Annotated in this window: 11 protein-coding genes; all 11 read left to right on the top strand. The window is 33.0% G+C overall.

Annotated features, from left to right (window positions below; translation table 11 throughout):
• The first annotated feature begins 188 nt into the window (after positions 1 to 188).
• Positions 189 to 2,789: a gliding motility-associated C-terminal domain-containing protein gene (locus tag AAGV28_RS05015; protein WP_373405731.1), complete on the top strand. Its 2,601-nt coding sequence runs from the start codon at positions 189 to 191 to the stop codon at positions 2,787 to 2,789.
• A gap of 32 nt (positions 2,790 to 2,821) precedes the next feature.
• Positions 2,822 to 3,757: a PorP/SprF family type IX secretion system membrane protein gene (locus AAGV28_RS05010; RefSeq protein WP_373405730.1), complete on the top strand. Its 936-nt coding sequence runs from the start codon at positions 2,822 to 2,824 to the stop codon at positions 3,755 to 3,757.
• 10 nt (positions 3,758 to 3,767) lie between these two features.
• Complete coding sequence (locus tag AAGV28_RS05005) at positions 3,768 to 5,891, top strand: OmpA family protein (protein ID WP_373405729.1); 2,124 nt, start codon at positions 3,768 to 3,770, stop codon at positions 5,889 to 5,891.
• A 502-nt stretch (positions 5,892 to 6,393) separates the two neighbouring features.
• A complete protein-coding gene (locus AAGV28_RS05000; RefSeq protein WP_373405728.1) occupies positions 6,394 to 9,132 on the top strand; it encodes a substrate-binding domain-containing protein in 2,739 nt (912 codons plus the stop codon).
• 231 nt (positions 9,133 to 9,363) lie between these two features.
• The gene (locus AAGV28_RS04995; protein ID WP_373405727.1) at positions 9,364 to 10,674 is read left to right on the top strand and encodes a sugar porter family MFS transporter; all 1,311 of its coding nucleotides are present in this window, start codon (positions 9,364 to 9,366) and stop codon (positions 10,672 to 10,674) included.
• 4 nt (positions 10,675 to 10,678) lie between these two features.
• The gene (locus tag AAGV28_RS04990; RefSeq protein WP_373405726.1) at positions 10,679 to 12,280 is read left to right on the top strand and encodes a glycoside hydrolase family 32 protein; all 1,602 of its coding nucleotides are present in this window, start codon (positions 10,679 to 10,681) and stop codon (positions 12,278 to 12,280) included.
• A gap of 134 nt (positions 12,281 to 12,414) precedes the next feature.
• Positions 12,415 to 15,582, top strand: a complete 3,168-nt coding sequence (locus AAGV28_RS04985; protein WP_373405725.1) for a SusC/RagA family TonB-linked outer membrane protein — start codon at positions 12,415 to 12,417, stop codon at positions 15,580 to 15,582.
• 9 nt (positions 15,583 to 15,591) lie between these two features.
• Positions 15,592 to 17,337 (top strand): RagB/SusD family nutrient uptake outer membrane protein, encoded by a 1,746-nt coding sequence (locus tag AAGV28_RS04980; RefSeq protein WP_373405724.1) that lies wholly within the window; start codon positions 15,592 to 15,594, stop codon positions 17,335 to 17,337.
• Positions 17,338 to 17,560: 223 nt separating this feature from the next.
• Positions 17,561 to 19,780 (top strand): alpha-galactosidase, encoded by a 2,220-nt coding sequence (locus tag AAGV28_RS04975; protein ID WP_373405723.1) that lies wholly within the window; start codon positions 17,561 to 17,563, stop codon positions 19,778 to 19,780.
• Between the two features lie 54 nt (positions 19,781 to 19,834).
• Positions 19,835 to 20,740 (top strand): carbohydrate kinase family protein, encoded by a 906-nt coding sequence (locus AAGV28_RS04970; RefSeq protein WP_373405722.1) that lies wholly within the window; start codon positions 19,835 to 19,837, stop codon positions 20,738 to 20,740.
• A 253-nt stretch (positions 20,741 to 20,993) separates the two neighbouring features.
• Positions 20,994 to 22,112, top strand: a complete 1,119-nt coding sequence (locus tag AAGV28_RS04965) for a vWA domain-containing protein (protein ID WP_373405721.1) — start codon at positions 20,994 to 20,996, stop codon at positions 22,110 to 22,112.
• Positions 22,113 to 22,221: the final 109 nt, after the last annotated feature.

The raw sequence follows: 22,221 nt of genomic DNA, 5'->3' as shown, positions 1-22,221 counted from the left end.
GAACCGTAATTTCTAAAAAAAATTGATTTAAACCGTTTTTTGATGCATTTTGTCGAATTTTTTAGATATTCTTGATGCTTTATTTCTTACATTAGCATTGTATTATCCGTTAATCTAACCTAATTGAGTATTATATGATTAGAAAACTACTTTTTTTTATAAAAAACTACTTTGTAAAACTTTCTTTTTTGTTTTTATTAATCTTATCCATAGATAGTTACTCCCAATGTGCTGGAGAAAGTGATGAAATATTAATTTGTGACGTAGAAAATCCTGTATACAAAAATATTGATCTTTTTGCTCTTTTAGGCGGAAGCCCAGTTTCAGGAGGTACTTGGATTGATAATTCGAAACCTCTCGAAGAAAGTATTTTTAATGGTTTTTTAGATGCGCAAAAATTAAGAAATAGTGGTATTTACACCTATACTTATATTCAAGATCCTACAACTTTAGGTTGTACTAGTAGTAATGAAGCAACAATTACAGTAAAAATTGGTCCGTATGCAGGTTATTCTAGTCCTAATATTTCTACTTGTGATGATGTAGAATCTTTTAATTTGTTTCAAGCTTTTGATGGAACAAAACTAGCGCCGCAACAAAACGGAATTTGGACAGCTAATGATACATCTTTGTCTTTAAATGGAAATACAATTAATCCAAAAATTTTAGGTGAAGGTACGTATTCCTATACTTACACTATGTCTGCTTTAGAATCTTGTGTAGCTCAAACAGCTACAGTTTTTGTTTCGGTGTTTAGAAAACCCAGACCTGGTTCGCCATCAAATTTAATTTTGTGTAGTACAGATAATTTAGCAGCATTTAATAATCTCAACTTAAATAGCCGTTTACAAGGTCAGGATAGTGGTGGAAGATGGACTGAAGATGAATTAGTAACGAATGAACTAACCAGTCTTAATGATAACCGAATTAATATTCAAAACATCTATAATACTCTAGGTGCTGGAACTTATAATTTTACCTATACCGTTCTATCAACAAATCCTATTTGTACAGATTCCCAATCAATAGTTCAGATTATAATTGAAGAACCAATTGATTTTACAGGAGCTACTTTAGTTGTTAATTCTGATATTTGTGAGAATCAAATGGCTACGGCAAATTATACCGCAATACTTACTAAAGGATCACAGCCCGTACCTAATGGGATTTATGATATTGTTTACGAAATAACTAACGGAACTAGTACCACAACTTTAGCCGTTGAAGGTACTTTTATAGAGGGTGTTTTTACTTTCGATATAAATCGGTTGAATTTTCCAGTAATTGCAGATTATACCGTTCGTATTATTAGTATTAGAAATAGATCTTTTTATAATGTGTGTACTAATATTATAGGAACAATTTCAGACGTTTTGACAATTACTCCAATGCCTAGAATAAATTCGGCTACGGTTCTAATTCCTTCAGTATGTAAAGGAGTTGCAGCTACAGCTGAAATTTCAGGAAATACTAATTTAAGTAATGGTAATTATAGAATTACTTATAATTTATCAGGTGATAATACTGCTACAAATCAACAATTAGATTTTACGGTTACAAATGGAGTAGGACAATTATTAATTCCCGCAAATTTGATTCCGAATGTAGGAACAAATACTGTATTTAATATTACTTCTATACTGGATTTAGCATCAGGATGTACAAACACCGCATCTTTATCAAAAGTATTTACGATTAGGCCTTTGCCTAATGTTGCATCGGTTGTTGTAAATATCAATACTATTTGTTTGAATCAAGACGCAACAATTCGACTTTCGGGATTAGGTAGTTTAACAAATATCACTTTAGATTATTCTTTGTCGGCTGCAAATATAATTTCGAATCAAAATGTTACACTTTCGGTAAATTCAGGCAATGCGAGTTTTGTAATTCCAGCTTCGTTTCTTCCTAATCCGGGAAATACCACATTCACATTGAATACTTTATTGGACAATTCAAATGGTTGTACTGCTATTATTTTGAATAATAATCAGTCCTTTTCCGTGAGTGCTATTCCTAATAATCCAGTTGCTAATAATTTTAATTTTTGTAAAAATGATTTAAGTACCATTGCTAGTTTAACGCCAAATGGCACGCAATACCAATGGTTTGATTCGGTTTCAAGTACAACAGCTTTAAACGGTTCTACACCTTTAGTTACAGGAACTTATTATGTAAAAGAAGTTAATTCTTCAGGATGTGAATCGGGTAGAACAGCTGTAAGTGTAACGATCAACACAACAGATTTACCAACATTAGATACTGATGGTCAAAACTTTTGTGGATTGGATCAACCAACCATTCAAAATTTAAGTGAAAGAACCAATGCAAGTGGAATTTTATATTGGTTTGATGCTGCTGCAAATGGAAATCAAGTGACTCAGAATACACTATTGACAGAAGGAATGACTTATTATGGATATAATTTTTCAACAACAACTAATTGTTACTCGGATGCTTTAGAAGTTACTGTGTCGCTTTCTAATTGTGATGTTACTCCTGACTTTTTTGTACCCGATGGATTTTCTCCAAATGGAGATCAAGTAAACGACGTGTTTAGAATTCCAAAAATTGAATTCATCTATCCTGATTTTACTTTAGAAATTTACAACCGCTACGGAAATTTAATGTTCAAAGGAAATCGGGATAAACCCGAATGGACGGGCAGAAATTCAGATTACAATGTAGGAATTGATGGAATAGCGCCAAACGGAGTTTATTTTTATGTCCTTCAATTTAATAAAGGGAATAAAAAACCTGTTCAGGGAAGACTATACCTAAACCGATAGTTAATTTTCATTACATTAAACTAAACTTCGAAATGAAAAAAATAATATTATATATCAGTTTTTTATTCCTGGTAATAAAAGTATCTGCACAGCAAGATCCTGAATACACACACTATATGTACAATATGAATATTGTCAATCCCGCTTATGCTACAGGTACTCAGGCTATGCTAGATTTAGGAATCCTGTATCGTTCTCAATGGGCTGGAGCTATAGGCGCTCCTAAAACATTTAACTTTTTTGGACACACTGCTTTGAGTAAAAAAGTTGAAATGGGTTTGTCTATAATTTCAGATGATATTGGTGATGGAGCTTTAAAAGAAGACAACTTCAACGCTGATTTTGCTTATGTTCTTGATGTAAGTAGTAAAGCTAAATTGTCCTTTGGATTGAAAGCAGGATTTACTTCATTCAAAACTAATTTCAATGGTTTTCAATTTGAATCAGGTGATTCATCTACAGACGAAGCATTTTCGGATAATAGAAATACTATTTTCCCAAACATTGGAGTAGGAGCCTATTATTTTACTGATAATTATTATTTAGGTTTATCAGCACCTAGTTTATTTTCGTCAAAACATATCGAAGAACGCGCAGGAATTAATGCTTTTGGTTCTGAGCAAATCCATATGTTTTTTACAGGAGGATACGTTTTTAACTTGTCAGACACATTTAAATTAAAGCCTGCTTTTATGACTAAAATTGTTCCGGGATCAGCGGTTTCCTTAGATCTTTCGGCAAATGTACTATTCAACGAAAAATTTGAACTGGGTGCAGCTTATCGTTGGAATGACGCCGTAAGTGCTTTAATGAGTATTAAAGTTTCGCCAAGCATTAATGTAGGTTACGCTTATGATTACACGACTTCTAATTTTGGACAATTCAATTCAGGGACACATGAAGTTTTTGTGTTGTTTAATTTAGATTTACTAGGAAAAGGATATGATAAATCACCAAGATTCTTTTAATATGATAGCGATGAAAAGAATATACCTCATTCTAATTGTACTTACCCTACAATTTGCACAAGCGCAAACACAAGATTTACAAAGAGCCAAACGCTTATTTGAAAGAACGTATTACAGTGAAGCAATTCCTGTATACGAAAAGATTTTAAACGAAAATCGTTCTTTTGAAGTAGTTAAAAACTTGGCTGATTCGTATTACAATACTAATGATTACGCAAATGCACAAAGACACTATCGCTTTTTAATATCAAGTTTTCCCGAATCTGCAACAACAGAATATTATTTCCGATATGCACAAACCTTAAAAGCTTCAGGAAATTATGAAGAGTCGAATAAAGTGATGCGTGATTATTTTTTGAGTACCAATAATCAAAAAGCTATAGAGAAGCTTGAAAAAGAAAATCTAGTTTTAGAAAATATCTCAGCATTAGGCAATCGATTTGATATAAAAAACATGTTGATTAATACACCAAATTCTGAATTTGGAGCAGTTCCCTATAAAGATAAACTGGTTTTTTCGGCAGTAATAAGTAAGCCTTATATTTTTGAAAAAGTGTACAAATGGAATAACGAAAGTTACTTGGATTTAATGTCGGTTTCGCTTAAAAATCCTAAAGTCGATTCGATTAAGAAATTTTCTATCGAATTGAATACTCCATTGCATGAATCTAATGCTGTTTTTACTAAAAATGGAAAGACAGTGTATTTTACACGCAATAATTCTAAAGATGGCATAAGAACTAAAAACGATGATAAAGTATCGGTGCTCCAAATTTTTAAAGCCGAATTAATTGATGGAAAATGGCGAAATATTACCGCTTTACCATTTAATAGTGATAATTATTCGGTAGAACATCCTGCGTTGAGTAATGATGAGAAAACCTTGTATTTTGCTTCAGATATGCCAGGTTCTGTAGGTTCTTTTGATATTTACAGCGTGGCAATTTTAGGTTCTGATTTTGGTAAACCAAAAAACCTTGGGCCAACAATTAATACCGATAAAAAAGAACAATTTCCGTTTATTTCAAAAGACAATAAGCTCTATTTTTCTTCTAATGGTCATGCAGGTTACGGTTTTTTAGATGTTTTTGTTTCCGAAATTAAGAATAATGAGTTTTCTACTCCAGTAAATATTGGTTTACCAGTAAATTCAGGATATGACGATTTTTCTTTTGTAATTGATTCAGATACCAAACACGGTTATTTTGCTTCAAATAGAAAAGGAGGAAAAGGAAGTGATGATATATATGAAGTGAGTGAAATTCAGCCTTTAGTTGTTGAAAATTGCATGCAGTATATTTCAGGAATTATTACTGATGTTGACACTAAACTTCCTTTGGAAAACACCAAAGTAAGTTTGCAAGATGCCACTAAAAAAGAAATAGAAACAGTTGTAACTACTGCCGATGGACGTTTTTCTTTTTCGGTAGATTGCGAAAAAAGTTATGTTGTCTCTGCTTCAAAAGAAGCGTATACCCAAGACTCAAAATTCTTGAAATTGTATAAAGAGAGAAAGAAAATTAACGATGCTTCGATGGCTTTAAAATCAATGGAAGCTATTAAAAAAGAGGAATTAGTTGTTGAGCAACAAAAGAAAAAAGAAGAATTAGCAGCACTTGAATTGAAGAAAAAAGAAGCTGCAATTATAGCTCAAAAAGTTAAAATTGAAAAAGAAATTGCGGCTAAAAAAAGTATTGTTGAAGCTGAAATCAAGAAGAAAGAAAAAATTGAAGCAATTATAGCAACCGAAAAAGATATTGTAAAAGATAAAGAAAGGTTACTAATTAAAACAGATCCTATTTACTTCGATTATGATTTATGGTACATTCGAAAAGAATCAAAACCAATCTTAAATAGAGTAATTGAATTGATGAAAAAATACCCGGATATGGTGGTTGAAATCGGTTCACATACGGATAATCGTGGTAATGGGAAATACAACTTAGATCTTTCGTCAAAAAGAGCTATTTCTACCAGAGCGTATTTTCTTAATCAGGGAATTCCAGCTAAACGAATTTTAGCTAAAGGCTATGGAGAAACGGTTCAAATAATAAGATGTGAACCAAGTGATTCTTGTACAGAAGAGCAACACGAATTAAACCGAAGAAGTGAATTTGTGATTAAGAATTTGTAATACTAGGTAGTGAAAATTATATAATGTCGTATTTTGAAACGATATAATTTTTTTTAAAAAAACTTATTGTTGTTTAAGTCAACAAAGCCTCTTTTCTTTACGACATTAAAACTTTCGACTTACATACCTTGTTTTAAAAATAAGTACAAAAAAGGTTTTCAAAATAATATATTTTGGAAACCTTTTTTGCTTTAATTCTTTGTAGCATTCCCCTGTTTTAAACAATAAAGTTAGGAACAATTTTGAATGTTCTGTTTTTCTAAAAAAAGCTTTTTTTTAAACACTTCTAAAAGGTGTTATTTTAACAAAAACATGATTTTTTACTAGATTTTATAGCCTAGATTAGGCTATATTTATAAAAAAAAGGTTAAATTTACTTTTCAAGTATAGTTTTCTTCTGGACTTGTTATCCCTAAAATAATTCTTCCTAATTATTTTACAAGTTGTTGACTCAAGAAGATTTTTCTAAACTATTTTTTCATTTATTTAAATCCTAAATTTCATGTATTCCATTGTAAAATATATTTTGCTGTTTTTTTTAGCGTTTATAAGCTTAGTTTCTTGTAAACAAGAACAAAAAAACAAAATTCAAGTGGGTTTTTCTCAGGCCATGACTACTGACGATTGGCGAAAACAAATGAACAGTTCGATGAAAATTGAAGCTTCATTGCGGCCTGAAGTCAATTTAACAATTAGTGACGCTAATAATACTATTCAAAAACAAATTGATGATATCGAAAAGTTTATTTCGAATAGAGTTGATGTTATTATTGTATCGCCCATTCAATCAAAACCTTTAACTGCTGTAGTCGAAAAATCAATTAAAGCAGGCATTCCTGTTTTAGTTGTAGATCGAAAAATAGAAGGCGAAAATTACACTGCTTATTTAGGAGCGGATAATATAGAAATAGGTAGAATTGCCGCCAGATACATCATTTCCCACAGTAAAGGATCGGGGAAAATTATTGAAATCATGGGAGCTAAGGGTTCGTCACCAGCTTATGAACGAAGTATGGGATTTAATCAACTTGTGAGTGAAAACAAACGTTTTAGTGTAACAAATGTGATTCAAGGCGATTGGGAAAAAGAATCAGTTAAAAAACCTTTAAAAGCCGTTCTTTTACAAAATCCAGATGTCGAATACATCTTTGCCCACAATGACCGCATGGGATTAAGTGCCTGGGAAACCGCTAAAACATTAGGTTTAGAGAAAAAAATAAAATTCCTGGGAGTTGATGGACTAAATACAGTTAATGGTGGGATAGAATTGGTAAAAAGTGGTGTTTTAGATGGTACTATTTTATATCCAACAGGTGGAAATGAAGCTTTGAAATTAGCATTGAAAATGTATAATAAAGAGACAATTGCTAAAACCAATATTTTAAATACCATAGTAATCGATAAGAATAATGCTGAAATTATCGAAAACCAAATGGATAAGGTAGATCAGCAACAAGAAGTTATAGAATCGCAACAGGGTGCTATAAACCTGCAAGAAAAAGAATACGCTTCGCAAAATAATCTGGTAAGGCTGTTGAGTTTCTTTCTAATGATTATTTTAAGTTTAACAGTTTATAGTATTTATTCTACTATTTCCATTGCAAGAAAGAAAAAGCTACTGGAAAAATTCAATCTTACCGTAATTGAGCAAAATAACGAAATTCAGGAAATGGCAAAAATTGCAGAGCGAAGCAACGAAGCCAAATTGAATTTCTTTACGGGACTTTCGCATGAGTTTAAAACACCTATAACTTTGATTATGAGTTATGTGGAATCTTTAATCGAAAACGAAAAAATCAAAGGAACTAAACTCATCGATGAGATAAAATTGATTCATAAAAACTCCAATCGATTGCTGCGATTAATTAATCAGTTGCTGGATTTTAGAAAAATTGAGGAACAAAAATTTACTTTGAGAACTTCGAATGCAAAAATCTATGATTTTACAAATGAAGTAATGAAAAATTTTAAAGGAGAAGCTACTCGTAGAAACATTGATTTTCAGTTGGTTTGCAAAAATAAAAGTCTCGAATTGTTTATGGATTTAGGTTTGATGGACAAAGTTTATTTTAATTTACTTTCTAACGCTTTCAAATTCACACCCGATAATGGAAAGATCAGTATTTCAATTACTGAAAATCAAGATAATACGGTTAAAATTAGTTTTAAGGATTCTGGAATAGGAATACCTGAAAATGAGCTACATAATGTTTTTAGCCCTTTCTTTAGAGCTTCAAATAATAATAAAAATAGTTCTGGAATTGGATTGCATTTGTCTAAAGAATTTGTGCTTTTGCACCATGGAAAAATCGAATTAAAATCAAAGCAAGGCAGTGAGTTCGTGGTTACATTATTGAAAGGAAAAAGCCATTTACAGCCTTCAGAAATTATAAATAGAGCCGAAAATCCAAATCTCACTCCAAATTTAATACTCGATAATTTAGATATTAAGTCTGATTTAAATGATGTTGATCCTATTTCTGATTCCGAAAAACATTCGCTGTTATTGATTGAAGATAATATTGACTTGGTTCATTTTTTAAAGAGTAAATTATCTAATGAATATGTAGTGCATACATCTGATGGAAGCGATGCTATCGAAAAAGCAACCGAAATTGTTCCGGATATTATCATTTGTGATATTAATTTAGTAGACAAAGATGGTTATGAAATAAGCAAAGTATTAAAAAAAGATTTGCGTTCTTCTCATATTCCAATTATTATTTTAACGGCACAAAGCAATAAAGAATCAGTTTTAAAAGGATTGCAAAGTGGCGTAGATCAATATATTACTAAACCTTTTAGCTTTTCTATTTTAAAACAATCTATTTCAAGTTTACTTTTTAACAGAGAAAAACTTCGCTACTATTACACTAATAATATTTATCGAATAGAACCAGAATCCCGATTTGGCAATCAGGAACAATCTTTCATTACAAAAATGAATGATATTATCAAGTTCAATATCGAGGATCCTAAATTCTCTGTAGAAGATCTGGCAGATAAATTAGGTGTTTCCAGAGTGCAGTTGTATCGAAAAGTTAAAGCAATCATCGGAATTAACATAAGTGACCATATTAATAATGTGAAATTAGAGAAAGCAGCTGAGCTTTTAAAGGCTAATGAAATGAATATTTCGGAGATCGCATACTCACTTGGATTCTCTTCGCCCAATTACTTTTCTACAGCTTTTAAGAATAAATTTGGAATTTCACCAAAGGAATACAAATCTTCTAATTAATAGTGGTTTAAAATTTGATACAAATCAGGTATCAATTTTAAACTTAAGGTAACAAAATCGAAACTACACGGTTTTCGTAAATAAAATTAAAAATCTTAAAACCCTTGTAAATAAAGACTTTGGTTTAAAAATAGCAAACCTTCATTAATTATTGAATTAAATTGTAACATCGTTAAAAATAAGTTGTTTTTTTTACAGATACCTTAGCAATAAGTTTTTAATACATGTACAATGAATAAGATATTACTTTGGTCTGTTACTGCTGCACTGGCAGGTTTTCTATTCGGTTTTGATACCGTAGTTATTTCTGGAGCTGATAAACAATTACAGCTACTTTGGCATTCATCTGATGCTTTTCATGGATCTGTTGTTATGGCAATGGCACTGTGGGGAACAGTTATAGGAGCCATTTTTGGTGGAATCCCCACTAATAAGATAGGTCGCAAAAAGACATTATTTTGGATTGGTATTTTATATTTTGTTTCGGCAATTGGTGCTGCATTTGCAAATGATCCTTATGTATTTGCTGCCTTTCGATTTATTGGAGGTTTGGGAGTAGGGGCTTCAACGATTGCTGCTCCAGCGTATGTTTCAGAAATTGCTCCAGCGGATAAACGCGGACGATTAGTTGCCCTATATCAGTTTAATATCGTTTTAGGGATTTTGATTGCTTTTATTTCCAATTACTTTTTAAAAGATATTGGAGAAAACGCATGGAGATGGATGGTAGGTGTTCAGGCTTTTCCATCAGTGATCTATATTCTATGCATACTTACCATTCCAGAAAGTCCAAGATGGTTGTTGTCTAAAAATCGTGATGAAGAAGCACGCAAAGTGTTATTCCAAATTGATCCATTAGCTAAACTTAGCGACATCATGGACGATTCAAGAGAAAACGGCGTTACCAAACATGAAAATATTTTCATGAAAAAATACCGTTTCCCATTAATATTAGCTTTTTTAATTGCCTTTTTTAATCAATTTTCTGGAATCAATGCATTCTTGTATTATGCACCTAGAATTTTTGAAGAAGCAGGTTTAGGACAAAATACCGCTTTATTGAGCAGTATCGGAATCGGGGTTACGAATCTTATATTTACTTTAATTGGTGTTGCATTAATTGACAAATTAGGAAGAAAGTTGTTAATGTACATTGGTTCTGTTGGATATATTATTTCTCTTGGATTAGTTTCTGCCTCTTTTTATTATGGTTGGGGAGGATTATCGGTGCCAACTTTCCTTTTTTTATTTATTGCCTCACACGCCATTGGTCAGGGAGCTGTAATCTGGGTTTTTATCTCTGAGATTTTTCCAAATCACATTCGTGCCTCAGGACAAGCTTTTGGAAGTACTGTCCACTGGGTTTTGGCAGCAATTATTCCTTCTTTAATTCCGATGTTATTTACAGAAATTGGTCCAGAAACTGTTTTCTTAATCTTTACCATTATGATGGTGTTCCAGCTGTTGTTTGTAATATTTATGATGCCAGAAACCAAAGGAATTTCTTTAGAAAAATTAAGTAGTAAATTAATAAAAAAATAAAGATATGTATCTAATTAATAAAAGAAACTGCATTAAATCAGCAAGTAGTATATTCGGTTTTTTGGTTTTGTTTGCTTGTAAACAAGCTCCGTTTACGGATAAAAATGAATATTCAAATGAAGAACTTTACAGACCAAACTTTCATTTTACACCAAAAAAAGCTTGGATGAACGACCCTAATGGGATGTTCTATTACAACGGCTACTATCATCTTTATTTTCAACATTATCCAGATTCAACTGTTTGGGGGCCGATGCATTGGGGACATGCTATAAGCACCGATATGGTGACATGGACCGAAAAACCAATCGCCATTTACCCAGATGAGAAAGGATATATTTTTTCAGGAAGTGCGATAGTGGATTTACAAAATACTTCTGGTTTTGGGAGTCTGAAAAATCCTCCAATCGTAGCAATGTTTACCTATCATGATCCAATAAAGGAGAAAGCCAATGCACCAGGGATACAATCTCAAGGAATTGCTTATTCATTAGACGAAGGGTTGACTTGGACTAAATATAAGAATAACCCAGTAATTGAGTTTCCGAGTATCAAAGATTTTAGAGATCCAAAAATGATCTGGGATAATATTCACAAACAATGGTTGATGGTTCTGGCAGCGGGAGATAAAACCATGTTTTATGCTTCCAAAAACCTAAAAGATTGGGAATTACTATCTGATTTTGGTAAAAATATTGGGGCGCATGGTGGTGTTTGGGAATGTCCTGATTTCTTTCCAATGCTTGTTGAAGATTCTGAGGAATACAAATGGGTGCTTTTACTGAGTATCAATCCGGGAGGTCCTAATGGAGGTTCGGCTACTCAATATTTTGTAGGAGATTTTGACGGTAAGACATTCAAACTGGATGAATCCTTTTCTAAAGATATAAATCAGCAAAAAGGATTATGGATTGATTACGGAAGAGATAATTATGCAGGGGTCACCTGGTCTAACATTTCAGAAACTGATGGCAGAAAATTGTTTATGGGCTGGATGTCCAATTGGGATTATGCAAACAAAGTTCCTACCGAAAAATGGAGAAGCAGTATGACTATGGCAAGAGAATTAAAACTGATTAAGGAGGATAATCATTACAGAATTACTTCTCATCCAGTTAAGGAATTACAAAATTATGTATCAAAGACCATAAAAAAAGAAACACTTAAAATTAAAGATAAAAAAACAGTCTTAATTGATAAATCGCTAGTTGATTTATCAAAGTTAGACATTCAGTTTACTTTGAAGAACTTGAAGAAAGATGTTTATACATTTTCATTTTCTAATGGTTCCAATAATACCATAAGCTTCGGAATAAATAAAAAAGAGAATTACTTTTTTATTGACAGAAGAAAATCAGGGGATTTATCCTTTTCAGACGTTTTTGCAAAGCAAATTTCTAAAGCACCTTTTACGGAAGATTTTAATGAAATGAATGTCAGGGTTATCGTTGATAAAACTTCAATTGAAGTTTTTTATAATGACGGCAAAACAGTTATGACAGAAATATTTTTTCCAGAAAAACCCATGGAAACATTTAATGTTACCAAAGAAAATTTTGAATTCACAATCGAAAACTTAACTATTAACCAATTAAATTTTAACTAAAATAACTAGACCATGAAGTAACAATTATTCTTTAAAAACCAATGAAATTTTTGCTATTACCGAGTGAAATTTCCAATTCAGTATTGAAAACTAAATAATTAACCAAATTAAATTTTAACTAAACTATCTAAATTATGAAACTAAAAATCATTTTTTACTTAATTCTAATGGGGTCCTTTTTTTCACTTTCGGCCCAAAACATAGGAGTAAATGGAATCGTAACTTCTTCCGAAGACGGAATGACTTTACCCGGTGTATCTGTTCTGGTCTCTGGAACTAGTATAGGAGTCACAACTGATCTAGACGGTCGTTATGAACTTAAAAATGTAGATGCAAAAGCTACTTTGAGCTTTAGCTATGTGGGTTACACTAATCAAACAGTGCAAGTTAATGGTCAAACTACGATAAATGTAGTTTTGAAAACTGAATCGCAGCAATTAACTGAAGTAATTGTAACAGGATATTCTAAAGAACGAAAAGTTGATGTTACTGGTGCTGTTGTTGTTGTTGAGATGAAACCTATTGAAGGACAAAGTATGAGTTCTGGTAATGCAATGCAGGCTATGCAAGGTAGGGTTGCTGGTTTGTCAATTGAAAAATCAGGCGATCCAAGCGGAACTAGTAGTAGAATTTTAATAAGAGGGGTAAGTACCTTAGGGAATACCGATCCTTTGTATGTAATTGATGGTGTTCCTACAGTGAGACCAGAGGTTTTTGCCAGTTTAAATCCAAGTGCGATAGAGTCGGTTCAAGTATTAAAAGATGCTTCTGCTTCTTCTATTTATGGTTCAAGAGCAGCAAATGGAGTTATTGTAGTAACAACTAAAAATGCTTTTAAAGGCGAAAGAATGAATGTGTCTTATAGTTCAAGTGTTTCGGCTATGTCAGAGAAAAATCAAAGGTATAAAATGTTAAACGCAGTAGACAGAGGTAAGGTTTTATGGCAAGCTTCTGTTAATGATGGAGTGCGTCCAGAAGATGCTTTTGGAACTATTTACAACTTTGATTGGAATGAGGATCTAAATAATCCTGTATTGAATAGTGTTGCGGCTCAGCCTTTTGTTGGAGGAGATACTAATATGCCAGCTGGAGATACGAATTGGCAGGATGTGATGTATAAAACAGGATTTGTTATCAATAACGATTTCTCTGTTTCAGGAGGTACAGATAAATCTAATGCAATGTTAAATTTAGGATATTTGGATAATAGTGGTATGTTGAAATATACTAATTATGAGAGATATACTGCAAGATTAAACTCCAATTTTAAATTGTTTAATGATAAAGTACGATTTGGTATTAATTCTCAATTTACCCAATCTAATGAAAAATTAGCGGCTAATGATGTAGGTAATGCGCCAACACCAAGTTTAGCTATTTCATTAGCACCAACAATCCCAGTTTATACAAATTCTGGTGGATATGGAGGACCTTTAGGAGCAGGATATTCTGATAGAAATAACCCTTTATTGATGCAATATTTGAATCGTTGGGATAATACAAAGAGAGTTTCTTTGTATGGAAATATTTTTACCGAAATTGATTTGGCTAAAAATCTTACTTATAGAAATAGTGTTGGTATTGATTTTAATGATTTCAGCAGAAAAGATATAGAGCCTATGGTTAGTAATGGATCTGTAAACAGAACTAACAATAGTTTGACTCATGATACCAATAAATATTCTAGTTTAACAATATCCAATACCTTAAGTTATAATGTTAAACTTTCAGACCATAAGATTGGGGTTATAGTTGGTACAGAGTCAGTTAAAACAGATTTCAATACTTTATTATCTCGAGCAGAGGGTTTTGCTGTAGAATCAGAATCTTATTTTGTATTATCTGCCGCTTCTGGTATTAGAACATCCAATGGTCTTTCAACAGGAAGTAGATTGCTTTCTCAGTTTGGAAAGTTAAATTATGCGTTTTCCGATAAATATTTGGCAACATTTACCATAAGAAGAGACGGTTCTTCTCGATTTGGTGAAGATAATAGATATGGTGTTTTTCCGGCAGCTACAGTAGGATGGAAGATTAGTAATGAAAACTTCTTGAAAAATATTGAAGCCATCTCATCATTAAAACTTCGTGCTGGTTATGGCGAAGTAGGAAATCAATCCATTGGCGATAATGCAAGTTTAGGTTTATATGAAGCAAGGTATGGATCTAATCAAAATGTTTTTGTTCCTGATTTTTTTAATATTTATTATAATGTAGGAACAGCTTATGATTTGGGTGGAATTAATACAGGAAATTTACCATCTGGTTTTGTTTCTATACAAGCGGCTAATTCAGGATTGAAATGGGAATCTACAAAAGAGATAAATCTAGGACTTGATTTTGCTTTTTTACAAAATAAATTATCAGGATCATTTGATTATTTTTCTAGAAAAACAGACGGAATTTTAATTAAACCACCAGTTGCATCCGTATTAGGAGAGGGACAACAACGTTTTGTAAACGGTGCTTCTACTGAAAATAAAGGTTGGGAATTTGTTTTAGGGTATTCGGATACTTTTGATAACGGGTTTAATTTTAATGTTACCACTAACTTTGGGGCTACACGAAATAAAATTACTCAATTACCAGAAGAAGTAAGGTCAGCTTATCCAGGTACAGCCATAAATTCTATTGTTGGTCATTCGCAATTTGAAATTTTTGGGTACAAAACCGATGGATTGTTTCAATCACAAGAGGATATAGATTCTCATGCTACACAGGTAGGGTCTCGTTTAGGAGGGATTAAATTTGTGGATATTAGTGGACCTAATGGCGTTCCTGATGGGAAAATAGATTCTAATGATAGAACTTTTATTGGTTCAACTCAACCAAAATTAGAATATGGTATCAATATAAGTTTAGGATATAAAAACATTGATATGTCCATCTTTGGTTCAGGAGTTTCAGGAAGAAAAGGAGTTGATCCGTATATTTATTGGAATAATTTTGTTCAAGGTAGAGAAAATGCTGGGCCAGGAACATTGAATGCATGGACACCAACAAATACCAATAGTGAAATACCTTCACTGACTACAAATAATACAGATTATGCTAATATGTCCGATTACTTATTAAGAAACAATTCATATTTTAAAGTTAGAAACATTCAAATAGGCTACACCTTACCTGAAGCAATTGTGAACAAAACAGGGTTTTTAACAAATTGTAGAATTTACGCACAAGGAGAAAACTTGTTTTGGTTCACTCCAAAAGGCTATGTAGGTGCTGATCCAGAACGCACAGTTGTAGATAGAATACCAGTACCTACAACATACTCATTAGGTATCAATTTAAATTTTTAATCAATTCTCATGAAAAAATATAATAAAATAGTTATCAGCTTCTTGTCAATATTAGTTTTGGCATCTTGTAGTGCAGATTTTTTAGATTATGAGCCTACAGGAGTATTGCAACTAGATGAAGTTGCAACAACAGCCAATGCAGATGCTCTTGTTACTGCTGCCTATGCAGCTATTGGAAATGACGAAATGATTGGACCAATTACCAATCAATGGGTTTATGGTAGTGTGCGATCTGATGATGCTTACAAAGGCGGAGGAGGTCGAGGTGATGTAGATGTAGTAGATCGTTACGAACAATATAATTTGACAATTGCAGATTATGGAGATTGGATGTTGCCTAGAACATGGACGAATCATTACAAAGCAATTTCCAGAGCTAATTTTGCGTTATCAGTTGTCAATTCATTATCAGAAGCAGATTATCCGCTTCAAAAACAAAGACAGGCTGAATTACGTTTTTTAAGAGCACATTCTTATTTTATGTTGAAGCTGTTGTTCAATAAAGTACCTTTTATTACAGAAGATCTTAGTAAAGAGGAAATTTTGGAAACATCAAATGATTTGACTTCTGATGCTTTATGGAATAAAATTGCCGAAGATTTTATTTTTGCTCATGACAATTTACCTCCTACGCAAGAACAAGTAGGTAGAGCGTCTAAGAACGCTGCATCGGCTTATTTGGCAAAATTAAGACTGTATCAGGCATACGAACAAAATGATGAACATCAAGTGGTAAACATCAATCTAACAAGGTTACGAGAGGTTATTGATTATGCTAACGAAGTAACAGGAGATTTAGAATCTGATTTTGGTTTCAATTTTTTGGATGGTCATGATAATGGACCAGAATCTATTTGGGCTGTTCAGTTTTCTATTAATGATGGAACAAATGTGGGAAGAGTAAGTTTTGTTACGGGGTTAAATTCACCTCACGGGAGTGCACTTTATGGATGCTGTGGATTTCACTTGGCTAGCCAAAATATGGTAAATGCTTTTAAAACGGATGCTGTTACTGGGTTACCATTATTAGATACTTTTAATAATTCAGATATTTTTAATACTGTAGATGGTAATGGGAAATCATCACTAACATCAGGTGTAACACTTGATCCAAGAATTGATCATACAGTAGGAGTACCGGGAAGACCATTCAAATATAAAAACACTTTGAAGACGGCTGGTGATATGGTTTACAATTTTAGTTGGGCCAGAGAGCCTGGGGTTTATGGTTACTTTGGTAACATGAAAGAACAACAATCTCCAGACTGTTCTTGTTATGTGAAAAACGGACCCTTTGTTGGAACATCTAAAAATGTAGATTTTATTAGATATGCAGATGTATTATTATTCAAAGCAGAAGCATTAATTCAATTAAACAGACAAGATGAAGCGCTACCAATTATCAATCGAATAAGAGCAAGAGCCGCAGCAAGTGCAACTATGCCTTTAGCCGCTGGAGCTTCAAACGTGTATAAAGTAGAACCATATCTAGGATTTCCAAATAAAGAGTTTGCTTTAAAAGCACTAAAATTTGAAAGAAGATTAGAATTTGGTATGGAAGGACCTCGCTTTTTTGATCTTGTAAGATGGGGCGAAGCTGAGCAGGTTTTAAATGCGTATCTCAATGTTGAGAAAGTAAAAAGAGGTTTTCTTTCAAGTGCCAAATTTACTGCGGGTAGAGATGAATATTATCCAATACCTCAAAGAGAAATTGATTTTACAGGAGGATTGTATACTCAAAATCCTAAGTATTAAAAATAAGGTTAATAATGGTTGTTTAAATTAGTTGAATCAGATTAAGGGCGAGTTTCTACTTGCCCTTAACTGTTTCTTAATTTTGATTTTAATAGGTGTTGATTGTGTTTTTCTGATACGTTTTTTATTTACTGTGTACTATTGAAGTAACAAATCATCATTGAAATATCGCATCATACTCAATTAAACATCCAAAAAAAACAGCGTTTTCAAATAAAAAATTATGAAAAAAGGAAGACTACAATATTTGAATAAAATCATATTTTTTTGTGGTTTTATGATAGGTATAGCTCATGTTTCAGCACAAACTATTATTCCAATAGCCACCGAAAATAATTTGTTATTGATGCAAACAGACAATAACAATAGATTGAGAACAGTCTATTTTGGGAAACCGCTAGAAAACGAAGATGAATATAAAGCTGTTACTGAAAATTATAATTATGATGAATCTAATGCGGGCATTTATAATTCGGCTTACACGCCTGCGGGTACTTGGAATCTCTCTGAACCTGCAATTCAGGTAAAACATGCCGATGGAAATCCATCATTGGAATTGAAGTATGTGAGTCATAAAAAAGAAAAAATAGATGCTAATACTTCTGTAACTAGTATTCTTTTAAAGGATTCTGTTTATCCGTTTGAGGTGACTTTGTTTTATAAAGTTTGGGAAAAAGAAAATATAATCGAACAATGGACCGAAATTAAACACAAGGAGAAAAAACCAGTTGTTTTGCAAAAATACGCATCGGCTAATTTATATTTTGCTAATAAAGATTTTTATCTTACAAGTTTTCAGGGCGAATATCTAAAGGAAATGCAGCCTGCCGAAACCAAACTTTTACAGGGAATAAGAACGGTAGATTCTAAACTGGGAACCAGAGCAATGTTGTTACAAACGCCTAATTTTATAGTGTCATTTGGAAAACCAGCTTCAGAAAATGAAGGAACGGTTCTATTAGGACAGTTAGCATGGAGTGGTAGCTTTAAGCTTGACTTCGAAATTGATTCGCATAAAAACCTTCGTCTCATTGCGGGAATCAACCCGTTTGCTTCTGAATATGCGCTAGTTCCAAATGAAACCTTCAAAACTCCGTCCTTAATTTATGCCTTATCGAATAATGGAACTGGAGAAGCTAGTAGAAATTTACACAATTGGGCTAGAAAACACAGAATATTGGATGGTCAAGGAGAACGTCTTACCTTGTTAAACAACTGGGAGGCTACCTATTTTGATTTTGATGAAAATAAAATCGTAGATTTATTTAAAGATGCCAAGGATTTGGGTGTAGATATGTTTTTATTGGACGATGGTTGGTTTGGTAATAAATATCCACGAAATAATGATGATGCAGGATTGGGCGACTGGCAGGAAAATAAAAAGAAGTTGCCAAGTGGACTGGGTTATTTGGTAAAAGAAGCTAAAAAAGAAGGAGTGAAATTTGGTATTTGGATTGAACCTGAGATGGTTAATCCTAAAAGTGAGTTATATGAGAAACATTTGGATTGGGTAATTAGACAACCCGAAAGACCTGAGATTTATTACAGGAATCAGCTGGTGTTGGATTTATCGAATCCCGAGGTTCAGGATTTTGTTTTTGGAATCGTAGACAATTTGTTTGTAAAAAATCCAGAATTAGCGTTCATCAAATGGGATTGTAATGCGGTTATTTATAATGCGTATTCGGCTTATCTAAATAAAAAAGGAATTCCTCAGTCTAATTTGTATGTTGACTATGTTAAGGGATTGTATAAAGTACTGCAACGCATTCGTGCCAAATATCCAAAAGTTCCCATGATGCTGTGTTCCGGTGGTGGTGGTCGAGGTGATTATGAGTTTTTGAAATATTTCACTGAGTTTTGGCCAAGTGATGACACCGAGCCTGTAGAACGAATATTTCTACAATGGGATTATTCATATTTTTTTCCTTCTATTGCAACAGATAATCATGTTACCGATTGGGGGAAACAACCACTGAAATTTAGAGTCGATGTGGCCAGTATGGGTAAATTAGGTTTTGATATTGTAGCCAGTAAATTAGATGCCAATGACAAAATATTTTGTAAACAAGCCATCAGTAATTATAACACATTCAAGGATATTGTGTGGCATGGTGATATGTTTCGCTTAGTTAATCCACATGAAAATGATATTGCGGCACTGATGTATGTAAATGAAAATAAAAGTAAAGCGATTGTTTTTAATTATTTAGTGAATAATAGATTTAGCATTACGGCAACTAAACGACCGGTAGTTTTTAACGGTTTAGATCCAAAGAAAAAATATACAGTAAAAGAGATTAACTTATATCCTGGAGTAACTTCAACACTTGCTGCTGAAAGAGTGTTTACTGGGGATTTTTTAATGAAAGCAGGCTTTAATCCCAATGTTACTTTACAAAGAACTAGTGTAGTTTTAGAGGTTAGTGAAGTTAAAAAATAAAATGTAATTTGTATTAATCTACAGAACACATGTTGTGTTCATAATTTTAAGTTTATGAAAAATAAAAAAGAATTAAAAGCAGTTGCCTATGGAGAGGTGCTATGGGATGTTTTTGGAAACGAAAAAAAGATTGGTGGAGCACCATTGAATGTAGCTTTACGCATGAAAACTTTAGGTTGTGAAGTTGGAATGATTAGTTGTGTAGGTAATGATGAAGATGGAGAAGCTATAATTAATCATGTTAAAGGATTAGGATTGGAAACCGATGCCATCATTAAATCGGAAGATTTTCCAACAGGATTGGTTAATGTGACCTTAAATGAACGCGGTTCGGCTAGTTATGAAATTGCATACCCATCGGCTTGGGATAAAATCATATTGAATGATGTAGCTAAAAATCTAGTTTCAGAAGCTGATGTGTTAATTTACGGTAGTCTAATTTGCAGAGACCAAGTATCAAGACAAGCACTTGAAGAGTTGCTGCTAATGGATGTGTACAAGGTTTTTGATGTTAATTTAAGGAAGCCTCACTATTCGTATGAAATTCTAATACAGTTGATGAATTCAGCCAATTTTATTAAGTTCAATGATGAGGAATTATTAGAAATAGCTGCCGAGATGCATTCTCCTTTTGAAAGTCTTGAAGAGAACATGCTTTTTTTCGCTGAAAAAACTAAAGCTGCTGCTATGTGTGTTACTAAAGGAAAGCATGGTGCTATACTGTTATGGGAAGGACAACTTTATAAAAACGAAGGTTATCCCATAGTAGTTTCGGATACTGTTGGCGCAGGAGATTCTTTTTTAGCAGCTCTAATTACGTCCTTATTAACTGGTAAAGCACCACAAACAGCTATTGATTTTGCTTGCGCAATAGGAGCCTTAGTCGCCGAGGCTCCGGGAGCCAATCCGGATATTTCACTTTCAGCAATTGAGCATTTAATGGCTAAAGTAAAAGTGTAATTTAAACTTCAAAAGTCTGCAAACATTTGCAGGCTTTTGTGTTTTATTGAGGATTTATGAATTTTCCTCCTTCGTTCAGGAACAAGGAAACTAGTAACGTTGATGGGGAATATCACTAATTTAAAACCTTACAAAACTATTGTTATTGCGTTGCTTTTGTTACTGAAATTGCCATTTAAATTGATTTCTTTTAACTTAAAATTAATAGCTGTTCAGTTAAAGTACATTTTAAAATAATGTAATTTTAATGGCTATGGAAAAGAGCAATAAACAAGGATTCTATTTTAAACAGTATCAGGCTCCTAATCAATCCCCATTTGATAAACTGTTTGAGATATTCAAAGAGTTAATCACACATACTTCCGGGGATTTTGATGAAGCTATCGATTGGTTGCGGGAATTAGACAAGGAATATAAATTGACTGATGAGCATTATACCATTGATGACTTTATTGAGGATTTAAAGAAAAAAGGCTACATCAAAGACGAAGTGAAAGACGATGGAACTTCAGGTCTGGGAATCACTGCAAAAACCGAAAGAGCCATACGGCAACAAGCCTTAGACCAGATATTTGGTAAGTTAAAACGTTCCGGAAACGGAAATCATAAAACAAAACATGCCGGAAACGGTGATGAACATACGGGTGAATTCAGAGAATTTCATTTTGGCGATAGCCTGGAACGAATTTCTTTAACAGAAAGTTTACGCAATGCCCAAATTAATAATGGCGTGGATAATTTCATGCTAACCGAAAATGATTTGGTTGTTGAAGATACACAGTTCAAAGCCCAGATGAGTACCGTTTTGATGATTGATATTAGTCATAGTATGATTTTGTACGGTGAAGACCGAATTACGCCAGCCAAGAAAGTAGCTATGGCATTGGCTGAATTAATTACGACACGATACCCGAAAGACACTTTAGATATTTTGGTTTTTGGAAATGATGCCTGGCCTATTGCTATCAAGGATTTACCCTATTTAAAAGTGGGACCATTTCATACGAATACCGTTGCCGGTTTGCAATTGGCAATGGATTTGCTTCGAAGAAAACGAAATACCAACAAACAAATTTTCATGATTACCGATGGAAAACCGAGTTGTGTAAGAGAACGCGATGGTTCTTATTACATGAACAGCAACGGACTTGATGAATATATTGTTGACAAATGTTATACTCAGGCACAACAGGCTAGAAAACTACACATTCCAATCACGACTTTTATGATTGCCAGCGATCCTTATTTGCAAAAGTTTGTCAATAAATTTACCGAAGCCAATCAGGGAAAAGCTTTTTACACCGGTTTAAAAGGTTTAGGCGAAATGATTTTTGAGGATTATGAAACGAATCGGAAGAAGAGATTAAAGTAGTTGGCAGTGGTCAGTTGTTAGTATTCAGTAAATCTAATAATGATAAAATAACAATAAATAAAAACGTTTATTTGATGAAATCATATTGTAATCTTACAATTTTTCAATC

This window comes from Flavobacterium zubiriense, assembly GCF_041729725.1.
In the GTDB taxonomy this organism is placed as follows: Bacteria; Bacteroidota; Bacteroidia; order Flavobacteriales; family Flavobacteriaceae; genus Flavobacterium; species Flavobacterium zubiriense.
The sequence above is the reverse complement of the archived record's forward strand: the minus strand, read 5'-3'. Positions and strand labels throughout refer to the sequence as shown.